The sequence below is a fragment of the Microvirga sp. Mcv34 genome (assembly GCF_024519725.1).
Taxonomy (GTDB): domain Bacteria; phylum Pseudomonadota; class Alphaproteobacteria; order Rhizobiales; family Beijerinckiaceae; genus Microvirga.
This window is the reverse complement of sequence record NZ_JALJRK010000046.1, coordinates 1-17100: the sequence shown is the minus strand read 5'-3', so window position 1 is coordinate 17100 and position 17100 is coordinate 1. Positions and strand designations below refer to the sequence as shown.

Sequence of the window (17100 nt, the reverse complement as noted above, 5' to 3'; positions counted from 1 at the left end):
TGTTTCTATTGAGGCGTTCTTTTCAGAGCCTTCCGAATTCCGGCTTCAGCGCGCGATACAGGCTGCGGAAGGCCTCGATCCTCGGGCGATAGAGGTCGACGAGCTGCGGGTCGGGCTCGATGGTTTCCAGAATGCCCGGTGGCTTGCACACCGTCTCGGGGGATTCCCCTGTGGTCGCCAGGCGCGCCAAGCGGGCGGCACCGAAGGCCGGACCCTTGTCGCTGCCTTGATACCGCAGCATCGGAACATTCAGCACGCTGGCGAAGATCTTGGCCCAGAATACGCTTCGCGATCCGCCTCCGATCATTCCTGCATGCGTGAGGGGAGTGCCCGCCTGCGCGAGGCATTCCTTCGCGTCGGCGAAACTGAAGGCGACGCCTTCCAGGATCGCCTGCACCAGGTCCGTCTGCTGTGTCTGCGGCGAGAGCCCGAAGAACACGCCGCGCGCATAAGGATCGTTGTGCGGCGTGCGCTCGCCCGCGAGATAGGGCAGGAAGAGAACGGATGACGGCTTCCGATAGGCGGCCTCGGTCTCCTGCAGGAGCTCCCCGATGTCGCGTTTCAGGAGCTGGGCGCCCCAGGCCAAGCAACTTGCCGCATTCAGCATCGCGGCCATCTGGAACCAGCGCCCCGGCACCGCGTGGCAGAAGGAGTGCACCACCGCCTCGGGAGCCGGGCTGAAATCCCGGGTGGTGACGAAAAGCTGTCCGGACGTGCCGAGAGAGATGAAGGCCGATCCTTCCTCGATGGCGCCCAGGCCCACGGCACCGGCGGCCGCATCTCCTGCGCCGCCCGCTACGACCACGTCCTTCCGCAGGCCCCATCGTCCGGCGATATCGGACCGCACGAGGCCCGACGCTTGCGAACCTTCGACGAGCCTCGGCATCTGCTCGCGGCTGAGGCCAGTGGCTGCCAACGCCGCGTCGGACCAGTCGCGCTTGGCTTCGTCCAGCCACCACGTGCCGGCTGCGTCCGACATCTCGGTCACGATCTCGCCGGTGAGCTTGAGCCGGATATAGTCCTTCGGCAGCATCACCTTGCGCACGGCGCGAAAGATCTCCGGCTCATGGCGCGCGAGCCAGACGAGCTTCGGCGCCGTGAAGCCGGGCATCGGAATGACGCCCATGGCGTGGGACAGCTCGGGGTGCCTTTCACCGAGTTCCTGCGCCTCGCGAAAGGAGCGGCCGTCGTTCCAGAGGATTGCAGGCCGGAGCGGCCGGTCGTTCTCGTCGAGAAGAACGGCACCGTGCATCTGACCCGAAAGGCCGATCCCGCGGATGTCGGCGAGTGCCGACAGGGCGCGAGTGCGCAGTTGGTCGAGCGCCGCCTGCACCGCCTCCCACCAGCTCTCCGGATTCTGCTCGGACCAGAGATCATGCGGTCGGGATACCTGCAGGGGGACATCCGCTTCCGCGACCGCTATCTGTGATTCGTCGACGAGGATCGCCTTTACGGCTGAGGTGCCGACATCGATGCCGAGGTAATGAGGCACGCCGCATGCTCCTTGAATTGTCGATGGCCTTGGTTTGGCCTCATGTCCGGAAGAGCATATAGCTCAGCCCTGCCGCTTAGGCATACGGGTGATAAAATCCAGAGGCGCGGCCATGAAAAAATCTCATGGTCCAAATGTCGCTCGGATATTTAAATGGCAGCGGCATGCACCAGATAGTCGGTCATGCCACAGAATTCCAAACCCCAGTCCGAGTTCACCCGTCCCGAGACCGCCAACTCTGCGGCTGCGTTGAGCGCCGCTGTGCGGCTGCACCTCGGGAAGCAGTTGCGTGCCCTCTATGGCGACCCCGCGGAGGACAAGCTGCCGCGCGACCTCGCGCGTCTGGCTGATCGTGTCGCCCAGGTCATCCGTGCACATACGGAGCCGGTCGACCAGGAGTTCGTCAACGGCGTCATGGATGCCCTGCCGAACCTGCGTGCCTTCGCCCTCTCGCTGACCGGAAAGGTCGATCAGGCCGAGGATCTCGTGCAGGACACGGTGCTCAAGGCTCTGACCAAGCAGGACACGTTCGAGTCCGGCACGAACCTGCAGGCTTGGCTCTTCACGATCCTGCGGAACGGCTTCTACTCCACACATCGCAAGACCAGCCGCGAGGTGGAGGATGGTGACGGGACCCATGCCGCGAGCATGATCGCGATCCCGGACCAGGAGGACAAGCTCGCGCTTCAGGATCTCTCCACAGCGCTCGAGAAGCTGCCGCAGGAGCAGCGCGAGGCCATCATCCTCATCGGCGCCGAAGGCATGTCCTATGAGGACGCGGCGGAAGCCCTGGGCGTGAAGGTCGGGACGATCAAAAGCCGGGTCAATCGCGCTCGCAACCGTCTCGCCGAGCTGATGGGAACGTCCCGCGTCGACCACGACCACTCGGCGACGGCCTGACGATCAATTCTCTGTAGACCTGAGCATCGTGCGGAAAAGTGCATTCCACTTCTCCGCACGATGTTCTATGCCTCCGCCTCACCAACTTGTGAGCAGGCGCGCGGCATCCATCTGCGGAGCGCTGCTGCTCTCAGGCAGCGGTTCGCGGCGTTTGGCGACTTGATACCCGTCCGACGTCCGCAGAGACGACCGACTGCCCGAAGGATCTTGAGGCATGTCGCTTGTCGAGCTGATCGGTTTTCTGGCGCTGACCGGAATTGCCGCCTACATCCAGACCCTGACCGGCTTCGCTTTCGGCCTGATCACCATGGGTGGTGTCGGGCTCACCGGCCTTCTGTCGCTTCCCGATGCGGCGATGCTCGTGAGCGTTCTCACGTTCGTGAACGCCGTCCAGATGCTCCACAAGGGGTGGCGCGATGTGGCGTGGCGCGAGTTTCTCGTCGTAATGCTGACCAGCATCCCCACACTCTTCGTCGGTTACTGGCTGCTGGAATGGCTGGCGGGAACGCGGGCCGACATCCTGCGCCTCATCCTCGGCTTCGTGATCATCGTTTCCAGCCTGCAACTCGCCCGAAAGCCGGAGCCGCTTCCTCGGCCATCCAGCGACGGTTCGTTCATGTTCTTCGGCAGCATCGCGGGCCTGATGGGCGGGCTGTTTTCGACCGCCGGGCCTCCGCTCGTCTATCATTTCTACCGGCAGCCGATGCCCCAGGTGACGGTGCGGGAAACCCTGGTGACGATCTTCGCGCTCAACGCGGTGTTCCGGAACGGCCTCGTCGTCTTTTCCGGCAATCTTCCGTCCACTTCGACCCTGACCGGGCTCTTCGCCATTCCGGTCGTCATGGGGGCAACCCATGCCGCGCGCCGCTGGCCTCCACCGCTCTCTCCCGCCACCATGCGCTGGGTCGTTCTCGGATTGCTCTTCCTGTCGGGCGTGTCGCTGGGCATGCCTGCGGTCGTGCATCTGCTGAAATCCCCTTGACGATCCCTGGAGTGCGCAAAATATCAGCGACGTCGGGTCGGCCGTTCCTCGAACTTTTCCATAGGCTTCAGGTTGAGCCTGTAGCTGGTGGGTGCTCGAAGCCGCTCTTCTGCCAAGGAGGGGAGCATGGAACACAGGCCTCTGTCCGAACTTAGTAGCGTCGCCGATCTCAAGATTCCCGAGGACGTCAAAGCGCCGGTCCTGTCCAAGCGCGAGCGTCTCGACCGCTGGGTCGAGCTCCTGGAGCAGGAGCCGGACCGGATCCTCACGACCCTGGATGAAATCGAGTGGAAGCCAAAAGCTCAGCGCCTCGCCCTGCGGGCCGACGGCTCCGCTTTGACGGTTGCCTATTCAGATCCGCTTCTTCGCCGTTCGGGGCTGCGCAGCGATACCTTCGGGGACGCGGTGGATTTCTTCCAGATCTCCGACCACGATGCGCATATCGTCCTCTGCTCCTGCCATGGCGGCGAGGCCATGCGGGCGGACGAAGCGGCCCGCAGGGTTCGCGGCATCCGATCTCCCAGCCTCTGGGCGCTTTATTTCGGTTGGTTCCGCTGAACTGGAAGCAGGGTCCCGGAACTGGGCTGCCCTGGCTTGGGATCGGTTCTCATGAGGATCGAACTCACCAGGGCCGCACGGCGAACCATTCGTGATGCGGGAGCAGGATGTCAGAGCCGGAACCAAGTTTCGATTGTGATCTCGGATGATATTTTGTTTCGCAATCCTGCTGCAAAGATACCCAATCAGTAGCTATACAGAAACGCCAACACAGTTACTCCCTGCTGGTTATCCATGATCGGCGCCTAGAGCCATATCTGCTGTCCCATTCAGGGGAAATGAGATGGCAGCCCAGGCTCCCGTGGATAGAACATACGATCAGGATATCGACGGGGTCCTGTCCGGACAGCGCTGGGACAGTTTGGAACTGACCTATAGCTTTCCGTCTGAGGCCGCTGTCTATGGAAACTCCTATGGCTATGGCGAAGCCAAGAACAACTTCCAGCCGCTGACCTCTCTTCAGAGTGCGACCGTCCGCAGGGTCTTCGCGATGATCTCGGACGTGACTGGGCTGAAGTTCACTGAAATCCACGAGAATTCGTCCGAGCAAGCCGACTTGCGCCTGGCGAGGTCCGACGAGCCGGGCACAGCTTGGACCTACTTCCCGGCCTCGGCGCCGGAAGGCGGAGACACCTGGTTCCGGACGAGCGGCGGTCGTTTCGATCAACCATCCCCCGGAAATTATGCCTATTTCGTGTTCATCCATGAGGTTCTTCATGGAATCGGTCTGAAGCACGGCAATGAAACGAGCGCATTCGGGGCCATGACGGCAGAGCGCGATTCTATGGAATACTCGCTGACGACCTACAGGTCCTATGTCGGCGCGAGCGGTCTCTATGTGGAAAATGAAGCGTGGAGTTTCGGCCAGACTCTGATGATGTACGACATCGCCGCACTTCAGCGGATGTACGGTGCGAACTTCACCACCCGCAGCGAAGACACGATCTACCGCTGGAGCCCGAGTACCGGGGAAACCTTCATCAACGGAATAGGACAGGGAGCTCCGGGAGCGAACCGGATCTTCATGACCATTTGGGATGGAGGAGGGAACGACACCTTCGATTTCTCGAACTACAGGACCGGTCTGAGCGTAGACCTGCGGCCTGGCGAATGGTCGACGACCTCAGCCGGCCAGCTTGCCGATCTCGGTGCGGGCGAGTCGGCCCGGGGCACCATCGCCAATGCTCTCATGTACGACGGTGACCCCAGGTCGCTCGTCGAGAACGCCCTGGGGGGTGCAGGAGGCGACGTGCTCGTCGGCAATGACGCTGCGAATATGCTCAAGGGAGGGGCGGGGAAGGACCGTCTCAGCGGCCTGGACGGAGCAGATACCCTGTATGGCGGAACCGGCAGGGACGTGCTCGTCGGAGGCCAGGGGAAAGACGCTTTCGTCTTCGACACGAAACCCAGGAAGGCCGTCAACCTGGACCATATCCTGGACTTCTCGGTGCCAGACGACACCATCTATCTCGAGAACGCCGCGTTTTCGCACCTGGGCCATGCGGGCAGGCTTCCTTCGGCGGCATTCTGGACCGGCTCCAAGGCCCATGATCGATCCGACCGGATCATCTACGATAGGGAAACCGGCGCGCTCTATTACGATCCGGACGGAACCGGGGTCAGCGGCCAGATCAGGTTCGCTCAGCTGACCAAAGGGTTGAAGATGACCGCTGGCGACCTCCGGATCATCTGAGGCAGGCCAGACGCGCCTTTCGGCCTCGCGGATGCGTCCGGAGCGCCGCTACCTTCCGTCAATTTGACTTCCTGCCGGGTTTAGAGGACATCACGCCCTTTGATGACCCGTGCTATGGGAATTCCTGTCGGCACGAAGGATTTGCCCGCCTCCGGAGTGATTGATGGACGGTTCTGTCCCCCAGCAGCGGATGTCTCTGCGCTACCTCTCCGTCGCTCAGCTGACGAGCCTCGTCGAGCGGAGCCATGCCCGGCTCTGCGCCGTCCTCGTGCTGCTGTCGCTCGCCTGCTTCCTCCCGGGCTTCACGACGCTCCAGCCCATGGACCGGGATGAGCCGCGTTACGCCCAGGCGTCCAAGCAGATGCTGGAGACCGGTGACTTCGTCGACATCCGGTTCCAGGACGAGGCCCGAAACAAGAAGCCGGTCGGCATCTATTGGATGCAGAGCGCCACCGTCTCCCTCGGACAGGCTCTGGGCGTGCCGGAGGCACGCACCACCATCGCCCTCTATCGGATTCCATCCCTGTTCGGTGCCATCGCGACGGTTCTGCTGACCTATTGGGCGGCACTGGCCTTCTTCGGGCGGCGGGGGGCGTTCCTCACGGCGGCCTTGATGGCGACCTGCGTCATCCTCATGGTCGAGGCACGATTGGCGAAGACGGACGCGATGCTGACGGCCTGCTCCGTCGCCGTCATGGGTGGTCTGGCCCGGGCCTATCTGAGCCGTGGGGCAGGGACCCTGCCGAGACGGGCACTATGGCTCTTCTGGACGGGCTTCGCCTTCGGAATCCTGATCAAGGGGCCGCTGGTCATCATGTTCGCGGGCCTTGCCGCTGCGGTGCTGTCCTACAAGGAACGCTCCGGCCGCTGGCTCATGACCCTGAAGCCCTGGCAGGGGCTGGTCTTCACGCTCGCCGTCGTCCTCCCGTGGTTCATCGCCATCGCCATCAACACCAAGGGCGCCTTCTACGCGGAGGCCATCGGACACGACATGCTGGGTAAGGTCGGCACGGCCCAGAAGGTGCATTGGGCGCCGCCGGGCTTCTACCTGATCTCGTTCTTCGCCACCTTCTGGCCCGGGGCCATCCTGGCCGCCATCGCGGTGCCCTTCGCCTGGATCCACCGCCGCGAGGAGCCGGTCGCCTTCGCCCTGGCCTGGATCGTGCCATCCTGGATCGTGTTCGAGGCGGTTCCGACCAAGCTCCCGCACTACACCTTGCCGCTTCTGCCGGCGGTCGCCATCATCACGGTCATGGCCATCGCGCGCCACTTCGTAGGACCGCAGCGTCCGGCGGCCAAGATCGCGACGGTGCTCATCCCGTTCATTCCGGTTGGGCTGACGATCGGCCTGTCCGTGGTCGGATGGACGTTCGACGGGATGATCCCTTACCGAGCGCTCCCGTTCCTCGCCCTGTCCTCGCTTCTCTCGCTTTGGGCCTGGTGGCTTTTCGTGAAGAACCGGATGGTTCCGACCCTTTGGGCGAGCTTCGTGGCAGCGATCTTCCTGGCTGTCGGCGTTTTCGGGTTCGCCCAGCTCGATCTGCGCTCCCTGAAGGTTTCGGGCCGGCTCGCCGAGGCGGCTCACAACGTACCCTGCGCCGATCCCCAGGTCGGAACCCTCGGCTACCGTGAACCGAGCCTCGTCTTCCTGACGGGCACGAAACTCGAGATGATCGATTCGGGTGCCGACGCCTCCGCTTTCCTGAGCCAGGGCGGTTGCCGTGTCGTATTCGTGGAAAAAAGGTTCGAAGGTGAGTTCCGGAGCGAGAATGAGCGCCTGAAACAGCAGCCCACGCTCTCGACCAGAATCCAGGGATTCAATATCAACAGCGGTCGGCGGGTCGATATCGCCGTCTATGGGACAGGTTTCTAGAACTTCGTTCCGCTTTCGAAGAGGCGGCCAGGAATGGCCCGTAAAGAATGACTGATCTTTCTCATGGCCCCCGCATCAGTGTCGTGGTGCCTGTCAAGAACGAGGCCCTCAACATTCTCCCCCTGGTCGAGGAGATCGAGCGTGCCTGCGCACCGCTCTCGCCCTTCGAGGTGGTCTATGTGGACGACGGATCCACGGATGCGACCGTGGAGCAGGTTCGGAACGCCCGGGCGACGCGGCCGTGGCTGCGCCTCGTCCGGCATGAGGCGAGCTGCGGCCAGAGCGCGGCCGTTCGAACCGGCGTCCACGCCGCCCGCGGCCCCATCGTTGTCACCCTCGACGGGGACGGGCAGAACGACCCGGCTTTCATTCCCCAGCTTGTTGCGGCCCTCGACGATCCGCAGGTCGCCCTCGTGGCCGGGCAGCGGGTGGGGCGCAAGGACGGTGCCTACAAGAAGTGGCAGTCCCGGATCGCCAACGGCGTTCGCGGGCGGATCCTGAAGGATGGGACCCGCGATACGGGCTGCGGACTTAAGGCCTTCCGCCGGGACGTTTATCTGCGATTGCCTTATTTCGACGCTCTTCACCGCTTCATGCCTGCCCTGGTCAAGCGCGAAGGCTTCCGGATCGCTCATGTGGATGTGGTCGACCGGCCCCGGCATGCGGGCCGGTCCAATTACGGTATGTTCGACCGCCTGTGGGTCGGCATCCTTGATTTAGCCGGAGTCTGGTGGTTGATCCGGCGCCGGCGCCGCGTGCCCATTGCTCAGGAAATCGTCTGATGTTGATGCGTCTTTCCCACGATCTGGGACTCTATTTCTATGATCTGGTCGTCGCCCGGTTCGACCTGTGGGCTGCCTTCGGCGTGCTGGCGCAGTTCGTCTTCGGGGCACGCTTTCTCGTGCAGTGGATCGCCAGCGAAAAGGCCGAGAAGAGCGTGATTCCGGTCGGCTTCTGGATTCTGTCCATATCCGGCGGCCTGATGACCCTGGTCTATGGCTTCGCCCGCAGCGACATCGTCATCATTCTAGGGCAGGCCTTCTCAATCTTCATCTATATCCGCAACCTGATGCTGATCTCGAAGGAGAGGAAGAAGGCCGCGGGCCGGGTCGTCTCCGGATCGGAGGTCGAGGCCCCGGCGCAGTAGACGCCGAGGCCTCGTGGGTTTCAGGCAGCCTCGGCGTCCGTTACCCGAAGGCGTGCGAAGCCTGCATCGAGATCCCGCTTCAGGTCCTCAAGATCCTCCAGGCCGATGTGGAACCGGAGCGCATGGCCGCCGGGCTCCCATTTGGTCGCCGTCCGGTAGGTCGCGCAGTTGAAAGGAATCACGAGGCTTTCAAACCCTCCCCAGGAATAGCCCATGCCGAAGAGGGAAAGCCCGTCGAGCATCGCGGCGAGCGCCTGGTCGGAGCAGGGCTTGAGGATGACGGAGAACAGGCCCGACGAGCCCTTGAAGTCGCGCTGCCAGATCTCGTGCCCGGGATAGGTTTCCAGGGCTGGATGCAGCACTCGGGCTACCTCGGGCCGTGCTTCGAGCCATCGGGCCATTTCAAGCGCCTGTTTCTCGTGCTCACGCAGGCGCAGGGCCATGGTGCGCAGCCCTCTCAGGCCGAGAAAGACGTCCTCGGGTCCCGGGCACATGGCAAAGGAATCGTAGGTTTCCCGCAGGCGCTTGAAGCAGCGCTCATTGGCCGAGACCAGTCCGAGCAGCAGGTCCGATCCCCCGCTCAGGTATTTCGTGCCGGCCTCGATGGCGAGGTCCACCCCGCGCTCGTGGGGCGGGAAGAGCAGGGGGGTCGCCCAGGTATTGTCCATGAGGACCACCGCCCCGTGCCGGTGCGCCACCTCGGCGATCGCGGGAATGTCCTGCATCTCGAGAGATTGCGAGCCGGGAGCCTCCGTGAACACGGCCGTGGTGTTCGGGCGGATCAAAGCCTCGATCCCGGCGCCGATCTGTGGGTCGTAATAGGTGGTTTCCACACCAAAATTTTTGAGTACCCCGTTACAGAACTGCCGCGTCGGCAGGTAAACCGAATCCGTCATCAGAAGGTGATCGCCCGCCTTCAGACATGACATGAGGGCAATGGTCACGGCGGCGAGACCCGAAGGGGTCAGCACGGTGCCGGCCGCACCCGCCAGTTCCGTCCAGGCCGTTTCCAGGGAGTTCGTGGTCGGAGTCCCTTTCGTTCCATAGGAATAGCGACCGCGCCGGTGCAGCAGATCGTCCGTCGTGGGGTAGAGGACGGTCGAGCCGCGGTAGATGGGCGTATTCACGAAACCGTGCTGCTCGAATGGCTCCCGTCCGGCATGGACGAGGCGGGTGCGTTCGGAGATGTTTTGGGGCTTTGGGGGGAGTTTTGACATTGCTTCAAGGGCTTGCTGAGGAGACCTGGATCAGAGACCGGGCAGCCTCTGCCGTCAAGTCAGGCAAGAAATGCCTTCCATCAAGACTTGACCAGTGATTAATCATGGAATGTGATGGATCTCGATGCCGTCTCAGTCGAGGCGGCGCGGAACGGTCTATCCGGGCGCGGCTGGGGGGTAATAACCAAAAACGGCCGAGCCATGTCGAACTATTGGGAGAAGATACAAACATGAAAAAGGCTCTCGTATCGATTGCCTTCGGCCTGACGGCCAGCCTGTTCGCAACGGGCGCTTCGGCACAGGCGACACTCAACAGCGTGAAGCAGAAGGGCTTCCTGACCTGCGGCTCAAACACGGGCCTCGCCGGTTTCGGGCAGCCGGACGCTCAGGGCAACTGGACGGGCCTCGACGTCGATCTCTGCCGCGCCATCGCCGCGGCCATCTTCGACGATCCGACCAAGGTTCGCTTCATCCCGCTCGCCGCCAAGGACCGCTTCACGGCGCTTCAGTCCGGCGAAGTGGACGTGCTGTCCCGCAACTCCACCATGACGATGTCGCGCGACACGCAGCTCGGCCTCGATTTCCCGGCCATCAACTACTATGACGGCCAGGGCTTCATGGTCCGCAAGAAGCTCGGCGTCTCCTCGGCCAAGGAGCTGAACGGCGCTTCCATCTGCACCCAGCAGGGCACCACGACCGAGCTGAACCTCGCCGACTACTTCCGTGCCAACAACATGAAGTACGAAGTGGTGGCGTTCGCGACCTCGGACGAGACCTTCAAGGCCTATGACGCCGGCCGCTGCGATGCGTTCACCACGGATGCCTCCGGCCTCTACGCCGAACGTCTGCGCGCTTCGGCTCCGGACGATCATATCGTCCTGCCCGAGATCATCTCCAAGGAGCCGCTTGGACCAGCTGTTCGCCACGGTGACAACCAGTGGGGCGATATCGTCCGCTGGACCCACATGGCCATGCTGAATGCCGAAGAGCTCGGCGTGACCAAGGCCAATGTCGAGCAGATGAAGACCTCCGACAATCCGGAGATCAAGCGTCTTCTCGGTACGGAAGGCAAGTTCGGCGAGGCCACCGGCCTGACCAACGACTGGGCCGTGCGCATCATCAAGCACGTGGGCAACTACGGCGAGGTCTTCGAGAAGAACGTGGGCGAAGGCTCCCGTCTGAAGATCAAGCGCGGCCAGAACGCCCAGTGGACCAAGGGCGGCCTGCAATACGGCATCCCGGTTCGCTAAGCCGCTTCAAGACCAGGACGCCCGGAATATCCGGGCGTCCTTCTCTCAAAGAACAATAAAAAGCCGCCCGTTCATGACAGTATTGGCTGCATGAACAGGGGAGGACGGCAGGGTATAAAATAAAAAGCCGTCAGAGGATGAACTCAGTGCAGACCGTTGTCAGTCAGACATCGCCTCCCAAAAAATCGTTTCTATACGATCCGAAGGTCCGTGGAATTTTCTATCAGGTCGTTGTTGTCGCGGCGATCGTCTTCCTGTTCTATGCGGCCGCGAGCAACGCCATCGAGAACCTGCAACGCGCCAAGATCGCATCGGGCTTCGGATTCCTCAACAATACGGCCGGCTTCGATATCAGCCAGACGCTGATCCAGTTCAGCGCTGCCGGCAGCACCTACGGCGACGCCTTCATCGTCGGCCTTCTCAATACGCTGATCGTCTCGGCCATCGGCATCTTCTTCACGACCATCCTTGGCTTCATGGTCGGCATCGCGCGCCTTTCCAAGAACTGGATGGTGGCGAAGGTCGCGATGGTCTACGTCGAGGTGCTGCGCAATATCCCGCTCCTGGTGCAGCTTCTGTTCTGGTACATCGCCGTCCTGGGCGCCCTGCCGCAGCCGCGCAACTCCCTCGACATGGGGGCGGGGTTCTATCTGAACTCGCGCGGCCTCTTCATGGCCAAGCCCATCTGGGGCAGCAACATTTCGGTGATCATCGCTGCGCTCGCGATCGGCGTCGTCGCCACCTTCGTGTACCGGCGCTGGGCCAGGAAGCAGCAGGAGCAGACCGGCCGGCAATACCCTGTCGGCAAGGTGACCCTGGCCCTGATCCTCGGTCTGCCGATCTTGACCTGGATCGCTCTCGCCTTGGCCGGCGCTAATCCGATCACTTTCGAGATGCCGCGCAAGGGAACCTTCAACCTAACCGGCGGCCAGCAGATCCTTCCGGAATTCGTGGCGCTGCTGCTCGGCCTGACGACCTACACGGCGGCCTTCATCGCCGAGGTCGTTCGCGCGGGCATCCTGGCCGTCTCGAAAGGTCAGTCCGAAGCCGCCGGCTCCCTCGGCCTCACGCCCGGGCAGACCCTGCGCCTGGTCGTGATCCCGCAGGCGATGCGCGTCATCGTTCCGCCGCTGACGAGCCAATATCTGAACCTGACGAAGAACTCCTCCCTGGCCGTGGCCATCGGCTATCCCGACCTGGTGCAGGTCTTCATGGGAACCGTGCTCAACCAGACGGGCCAGGCCATCGAGGTCGTCGTCATCACCATGGGCGTCTATCTGACGATCAGCCTCGTGACATCGTTCATTATGAATATCTACAATCGCCGCGTGGCGATCGTCGAACGGTAGGAGATCGCATGAGCACCGCCGTCGACGTGCCCCGTTTCGTCCGCGCCAAGCAGGTGGAAGCGCTGCCTCCACCGAACCTGGCTCGCGGCCCCATCGCCTGGATTAGGGAAAACCTGTTTTCCGGCCCCCTCAATACCGTGCTGACGCTGGTGGTGTTCTACCTCCTGTACGTCAGCGTCCCACCGCTTGTGCGCTTCCTCTTCATCGACGCCGTCTGGACCGGCTCGGACCGGGCCGTCTGCCGTGCCGATTCCGGCGGCAGCGAGACCGGAGCCTGCTGGGCCTTCATCTGGGACAAGATCAACTACTTCATCTACGGTTCCTACACGATCTCGGAGCGCTGGAGGGTCGACGTCTTCTTCGCTCTCCTGGCCATCGGGGTCGTCTGGCTGCTGTGGCTCAGGGCGCCGCGCCGGGATCTGGGCGCCGTCTACTTCTTCTGGATCTTCCCGGTCGTCTCCTACATCCTCCTGACTGGCGGGAATGCCGATCTCGGGGTTCGCTTCTGGATCGGGTTCGCGATCTTCGGAGCGCTGGTGATCGCCCTGTTCGCCTTCTTCGCCGCTCTGCTCAAGGCGTCCATGCGTCCGGCATTCATCATGAGCGGCGGCATCGTTGCGGTGATCGGCATCACCCTGGCCCTGGTCGATATCGATTTCGGTCTTGCCCATGTGCCCACGTCCTTGTGGGGCGGAATCCTCGTGACGCTTCTGGTGGCGACGGTGGGCATCGTGGTGTCGCTGCCCTTCGGCATCGTTCTGGCCCTTGGGCGGCGGTCCAAGCTCCCCATCATCCGCATGGCCTCGGTGATCTTCATCGAGTTCGTGCGCGGCGTGCCGCTCATCACGGTGTTGATCATGGCCAACACCATGCTGCCGCTCTTCCTTCCCGGCGACATTACGGTCGATCGTCTGCTGCGGCCTCTCATCGGGACGGCACTCTTCGCTTCGGCCTATATGGCCGAGGTGGTGCGTGGCGGCCTCCAGGCCATGCCGAAGGGCCAGTATGAAGGAGCCATGTCCTTAGGCTTGAACTATCCGCAGATGATGAGCCTCATCATCCTGCCCCAGGCGCTGCGGATCGTCATTCCTGGCATCGTGAACACCTTCATCGGTCTGTTCAAGGATACGTCGCTCGTTGCCATCGTCGGCATCTTCGACCTGGTGAAGACCATCGAGGCCTCCCGGATCGATCCGAACTGGGCGGCCCCCACCATCGGCATCACGGGCTATGCCTTTGCGGCCCTGTTCTACTTCATCTTCTGCTTTGGAATGTCGCGATACTCGCTCGGGGTCGAGCGGCGCCTTGCGGCTGGTCAGAAACGGTAAACATTCATGGCTACGACAATGACATCCCAAACCGCCCGTTCCGTCGAGATCGATCCGAAGGCCGAGTCCGCCGTCCAGATGATAGACGTGCATAAATGGTACGGCGAGTTCCACGTTCTACGGGACATCAACCTGAACGTGCGCCGCGGCGAGCGCATCGTGATCTGCGGCCCCTCGGGCTCGGGCAAGTCCACGATGATCCGCTGCATCAACCGCCTGGAGGAGCACCAGAAGGGCCGTATCATCGTCGACGGTATCGAACTTACCAACGATCTCAAGCGCATCGACGAGGTCCGCCGCGACGTCGGCATGGTGTTCCAGCACTTCAACCTCTTTCCACACCTGACGATCCTCGAGAACTGCACGCTCGCTCCGATCTGGGTCAAGAAGATGCCCAAGAAGGAGGCGGAAGAGGTCGCCATGCACTACCTGAAGCGGGTCAAGATCCCCGAGCAGGCGAACAAGTATCCGGGCCAGCTCTCCGGCGGCCAGCAGCAGCGCGTGGCGATCGCCCGCTCTCTCTGTATGAGCCCCAAGATCATGCTGTTCGACGAGCCGACCTCAGCGCTCGACCCGGAAATGGTGAAGGAAGTGCTCGACACCATGGTCGGCCTTGCCGATGAGGGCATGACCATGCTGTGCGTGACCCACGAAATGGGCTTCGCGCGTCAGGTGGCCGACCGGGTGATCTTCATGGATTACGGACAGATCGTGGAAATGAACACGCCCGACGAGTTCTTCAGGAACCCGCAGCACGAGCGCACCAAGCTCTTCCTGTCCCAGATTCTGCACTGAGCCGGATCAGCATACGAGTTTCGATAGGCCCCGGCGACGTCCGGGGCCTTCTTGTTAGATGGCGGATAAGTCGATCATGAGCATTGCCTTACGTCAGCATCGCTCCTCGGCGGCGATACCGCTTCGGTCGCGTGGGTTCCGGCGCGTCCGAACAATCTGAAAGAGACTATTCGCGTCAGAGGGAAAGGCCTGCGGGCTTTCGGTTGTCAGGGTTCAGCGACGCCGTATTCCTCGGCATAAAGGTTGGCGACCCGGGTCTGCCACAGGCACAGCACCGGCGCGACGACCAGTTCGACGATCAAGCCGCCGATCATGAAGAGGGACGGCAGGCCGGTCAGCCCCAGTCCGATCAGCCGGCCCAGCCCTCCGATGACGACGAGGAGCGTCAGGAGGCGGAAGCGGCCCGTTCTGATTTCGATGGAGGGCAGGGTGCTCCAAAAGCCGAGACCGATGCCGAGGAGCAGGCCGGAGAGGAAGCGAAAATGGCTCTCGGCCGAGATGCTGACCGCATCGCCCGTCAGCGCCTGCCCGAACAGGATTCCGTAAAGGCCCGTGGCGACAGGAATGGTGGCGACGATGGCCACGCTCTGCTGCAACAGTTTCCGCTCGCGTTCCATCCTGGCCATGGCATCCCCCACTCCGGGAGATTCTGCTCCTTCCCGAGCGCGAGACAATCGCTTACGGTGCCCGGCCACAGATTTTTCTCATGCGGGGACGCATTATGCCGGTACGGTTCGAATTGCACGGATTTGCCTATTCAGGGCCGACCTACAAGGTCGCTCTTGCCCTGTCCCTTATGGGCGAGGCCTTCGACTATACGCATGTGAACATGATGGGAGGCGAGCACAAGCAGCCCCCGTATCTATCCAGGCAGCGCTACGGGCAGGTGCCCATGCTGGTGGACCGCAACAATGGTCGACACCTGTGCCAGTCGGCGGCAATCCTGGAATATCTTGCCGACATGACGGGCCGGTTCGGCGGCGCCGATCTCGATGAGCGCCTTCAGGTGCGCGAATGGCTCTATTGGGATTTTGATCGTCTCGCGGCACCATTGTACAAGGCTCGCGTCGTCAAAGCGGGTTTCCGCCAGGCTCCTCCCGAGGTGGTCGAGGACTGCCTCAATGCCGCCAGGACTGCCCTGGGCGTTCTGGAGAGCCATCTCGCAGGCCGCGCCTGGCTGGTGGGGGAGGGCGCAACCATCGCCGATATCGACATCTACGGCGTCGTCTGCTGCGCCGGCGAGGCCGGGATCGACATCGCCGAATATCCCCAGGTGGGGGCGTGGGCGAAGCGTGTCGAGGCCTTGCCCGGCTTCAGGTCCCGGGCGGATCTGCTGCCCATGGAATCCCGAGTAGCCGCATGAGCGCCCTGTCGATCCGTGAGGCGCAGGCCGGAGATCTAGAGGCGATCATCCGCATGCATGAAGAGGACGAACTGGGCTCGCACGGCGATGTCTGGTCGGACGAAACGAAGCCGGCCTATGAGGCGGCTTTCGCAGCCATTCAGGAGAGTGCTGAAAACCGGCTGTTCGTGGCGCTCGATAACAACGAGATCGTCGGCACGTTCCAGCTCACCTTCATTCCCAATCTCACGGGGCGCGGCGCCACCCGGGTGAAAGTGGAGAGCGTGAAGGTGAGGGCTGCCCGTCGCTCCGGCGGTATCGGCGGGCAGATGATCGCGTTCGCCGAGGACTACGCCCGCACCCATGGAGCTGCCGCGATGGAGTTGACCTCCAACAAGACCCGCAAGGACGCCCACCGCTTCTACGAGCGTCTTGGGTTCGCCCGGAGCCATGAGGGCTTCAAGAAGAAGCTCTGACCTGGGCCGCCGCGCCTCCTTGTTCCTTCGGGATGAGCAAAGAGAGGACGCTGAACGTCCTGAACACCATCCCTCCTGTTTGGAAACACCCGGCGTCGCATCCAGTCGGGAACCGGCTAGGGCAGGGGCTCCATGGCCCCCTGTTGCCGTTCTATGCTTCGAATGGAGTTGACAAGTGTGCTGTGAGGGGACATATCCGCAGCCCCGCCGGCTTTTGGGCCGGGCGGGCTTCATTCTTTTTCCGGCGCCGGCCTGGGCGGGGTCTTTGGATCCTGCGGCAGGGGCGGGCGCGTGATCGGGTCTCGTGGAGGTTCGATCGGCGGCACGAGCCAGGGACGCCAGCATTGGGTCAGTCTTCGGGGCTCCTCTGACGACATGGGGAAGCATTCGATCAGCATTGTCTGGTTCGGGTGACAGCAACGCGGAGGGCGAATACGCTGTCTGCGGGCGATGAAGCTTGCCCGAATACCGTGAGGGGTGGGTGGGGCGCCGGTTTCGAGACGAATTCTTCGAAAAAGGTGTTGACCTGGGGGAGGGGTTCGGTTAGAACCTCTTCATCGGCGGCGGGGTTCTTCGGACCCTGGTTGCCCCGGGCTTCGCGGTCTGGCGCCCTGCATGGGGATGGCCGGGCTGGTTCGAGGTTTTGCTCTTTGACATTGTTGAGAGGGAAGAGAAGCGTAGGCGGCGGTGTCCTTGCG

General features: G+C 62.6%; 16 protein-coding genes. 13 read left to right on the top strand and 3 right to left on the bottom strand.

Annotated features, from left to right (window positions below; translation table 11 throughout):
- Window positions 1-22: 22 nt before the first annotated feature.
- The gene (xylB, locus tag OC446_RS20580; RefSeq protein WP_262030888.1) at window positions 23-1492 is read right to left on the bottom strand and encodes a xylulokinase; all 1470 of its coding nucleotides are present in this window, start codon (window positions 1490-1492) and stop codon (window positions 23-25) included.
- Window positions 1493-1675: 183 nt separating this feature from the next.
- Between xylB and OC446_RS20575 the strand changes: the two genes are divergently transcribed.
- From OC446_RS20575 to OC446_RS20545, 7 genes are all read left to right on the top strand, one after another.
- Complete coding sequence (locus OC446_RS20575) at window positions 1676-2392, top strand: sigma-70 family RNA polymerase sigma factor (RefSeq protein WP_262030887.1); 717 nt, start codon at window positions 1676-1678, stop codon at window positions 2390-2392.
- A 214-nt stretch (window positions 2393-2606) separates the two neighbouring features.
- Complete coding sequence (locus OC446_RS20570; RefSeq protein ID WP_262030886.1) at window positions 2607-3374, top strand: sulfite exporter TauE/SafE family protein; 768 nt, start codon at window positions 2607-2609, stop codon at window positions 3372-3374.
- 126 nt (window positions 3375-3500) lie between these two features.
- Window positions 3501-3932, top strand: coding sequence for a hypothetical protein (locus OC446_RS20565; protein WP_262030885.1), 432 nt, complete (start codon window positions 3501-3503; stop codon window positions 3930-3932).
- Window positions 3933-4215: 283 nt separating this feature from the next.
- Window positions 4216-5625, top strand: a complete 1410-nt coding sequence (locus OC446_RS20560) for a M10 family metallopeptidase C-terminal domain-containing protein (protein ID WP_262030884.1) — start codon at window positions 4216-4218, stop codon at window positions 5623-5625.
- Between the two features lie 163 nt (window positions 5626-5788).
- The gene (locus OC446_RS20555; RefSeq protein WP_262030883.1) at window positions 5789-7498 is read left to right on the top strand and encodes an ArnT family glycosyltransferase; all 1710 of its coding nucleotides are present in this window, start codon (window positions 5789-5791) and stop codon (window positions 7496-7498) included.
- Between the two features lie 47 nt (window positions 7499-7545).
- Window positions 7546-8280 carry a glycosyltransferase family 2 protein gene (locus OC446_RS20550; RefSeq protein WP_262030882.1) on the top strand — a complete coding sequence of 245 codons (735 nt, stop codon included), beginning with the start codon at window positions 7546-7548 and terminating at the stop codon, window positions 8278-8280.
- The gene (locus tag OC446_RS20545; protein ID WP_262030881.1) at window positions 8280-8645 is read left to right on the top strand and encodes a lipid-A-disaccharide synthase N-terminal domain-containing protein; all 366 of its coding nucleotides are present in this window, start codon (window positions 8280-8282) and stop codon (window positions 8643-8645) included. The genes OC446_RS20550 and OC446_RS20545 overlap by 1 nt, the downstream gene beginning before the upstream one ends.
- Before the next feature lie 20 nt (window positions 8646-8665).
- Here OC446_RS20545 and metC read toward each other — a convergent pair whose 3' ends face one another.
- Window positions 8666-9862 carry a cystathionine beta-lyase gene (gene metC / locus OC446_RS20540; protein WP_262030880.1) on the bottom strand — a complete coding sequence of 399 codons (1197 nt, stop codon included), beginning with the start codon at window positions 9860-9862 and terminating at the stop codon, window positions 8666-8668.
- A 230-nt stretch (window positions 9863-10092) separates the two neighbouring features.
- On the opposite strand from metC, the gene OC446_RS20535 reads away from it, so the two are divergent.
- From OC446_RS20535 to OC446_RS20520, 4 genes are all read left to right on the top strand, one after another.
- Complete coding sequence (locus OC446_RS20535; RefSeq protein WP_262030879.1) at window positions 10093-11112, top strand: amino acid ABC transporter substrate-binding protein; 1020 nt, start codon at window positions 10093-10095, stop codon at window positions 11110-11112.
- 137 nt (window positions 11113-11249) lie between these two features.
- Window positions 11250-12461: an amino acid ABC transporter permease gene (locus tag OC446_RS20530; RefSeq protein WP_262030878.1), complete on the top strand. Its 1212-nt coding sequence runs from the start codon at window positions 11250-11252 to the stop codon at window positions 12459-12461.
- Between the two features lie 8 nt (window positions 12462-12469).
- Window positions 12470-13789, top strand: a complete 1320-nt coding sequence (locus tag OC446_RS20525; RefSeq protein WP_262030877.1) for an amino acid ABC transporter permease — start codon at window positions 12470-12472, stop codon at window positions 13787-13789.
- Window positions 13790-13867: 78 nt separating this feature from the next.
- The gene (locus OC446_RS20520) at window positions 13868-14584 is read left to right on the top strand and encodes an amino acid ABC transporter ATP-binding protein (RefSeq protein WP_410055106.1); all 717 of its coding nucleotides are present in this window, start codon (window positions 13868-13870) and stop codon (window positions 14582-14584) included.
- 206 nt (window positions 14585-14790) lie between these two features.
- Here OC446_RS20520 and OC446_RS20515 read toward each other — a convergent pair whose 3' ends face one another.
- Complete coding sequence (locus OC446_RS20515; RefSeq protein WP_262030909.1) at window positions 14791-15201, bottom strand: DUF4345 domain-containing protein; 411 nt, start codon at window positions 15199-15201, stop codon at window positions 14791-14793.
- Between the two features lie 89 nt (window positions 15202-15290).
- On the opposite strand from OC446_RS20515, the gene OC446_RS20510 reads away from it, so the two are divergent.
- Both OC446_RS20510 and OC446_RS20505 read left to right on the top strand, forming a co-directional pair.
- A complete protein-coding gene (locus tag OC446_RS20510) occupies window positions 15291-15947 on the top strand; it encodes a glutathione S-transferase family protein (RefSeq protein WP_262030875.1) in 657 nt (218 codons plus the stop codon).
- Window positions 15944-16402 (top strand): GNAT family N-acetyltransferase, encoded by a 459-nt coding sequence (locus OC446_RS20505; protein WP_262030874.1) that lies wholly within the window; start codon window positions 15944-15946, stop codon window positions 16400-16402. The genes OC446_RS20510 and OC446_RS20505 overlap by 4 nt, the downstream gene beginning before the upstream one ends.
- Window positions 16403-17100: the final 698 nt, after the last annotated feature.

Coding starts and splice junctions, on each gene's coding strand:
- OC446_RS20520 (WP_410055106.1), top strand. CDS start 13,868: ATGATAGACGTGCATAAATGGTACGGCGAGTTCCACGTTCTACGGGAC.
- OC446_RS20530 (WP_262030878.1), top strand. CDS start 11,250: ATGAACTCAGTGCAGACCGTTGTCAGTCAGACATCGCCTCCCAAAAAA.
- OC446_RS20515 (WP_262030909.1), bottom strand. CDS start 15,201: ATGGAACGCGAGCGGAAACTGTTGCAGCAGAGCGTGGCCATCGTCGCC.
- OC446_RS20570 (WP_262030886.1), top strand. CDS start 2,607: ATGTCGCTTGTCGAGCTGATCGGTTTTCTGGCGCTGACCGGAATTGCC.
- OC446_RS20510 (WP_262030875.1), top strand. CDS start 15,291: ATGCGGGGACGCATTATGCCGGTACGGTTCGAATTGCACGGATTTGCC.
- OC446_RS20535 (WP_262030879.1), top strand. CDS start 10,093: ATGAAAAAGGCTCTCGTATCGATTGCCTTCGGCCTGACGGCCAGCCTG.
- OC446_RS20545 (WP_262030881.1), top strand. CDS start 8,280: ATGTTGATGCGTCTTTCCCACGATCTGGGACTCTATTTCTATGATCTG.
- metC (WP_262030880.1), bottom strand. CDS start 9,862: ATGTCAAAACTCCCCCCAAAGCCCCAAAACATCTCCGAACGCACCCGC.
- OC446_RS20565 (WP_262030885.1), top strand. CDS start 3,501: ATGGAACACAGGCCTCTGTCCGAACTTAGTAGCGTCGCCGATCTCAAG.
- OC446_RS20575 (WP_262030887.1), top strand. CDS start 1,676: ATGCCACAGAATTCCAAACCCCAGTCCGAGTTCACCCGTCCCGAGACC.
- OC446_RS20505 (WP_262030874.1), top strand. CDS start 15,944: ATGAGCGCCCTGTCGATCCGTGAGGCGCAGGCCGGAGATCTAGAGGCG.
- OC446_RS20560 (WP_262030884.1), top strand. CDS start 4,216: ATGGCAGCCCAGGCTCCCGTGGATAGAACATACGATCAGGATATCGAC.
- OC446_RS20555 (WP_262030883.1), top strand. CDS start 5,789: ATGGACGGTTCTGTCCCCCAGCAGCGGATGTCTCTGCGCTACCTCTCC.
- OC446_RS20550 (WP_262030882.1), top strand. CDS start 7,546: ATGACTGATCTTTCTCATGGCCCCCGCATCAGTGTCGTGGTGCCTGTC.
- OC446_RS20525 (WP_262030877.1), top strand. CDS start 12,470: ATGAGCACCGCCGTCGACGTGCCCCGTTTCGTCCGCGCCAAGCAGGTG.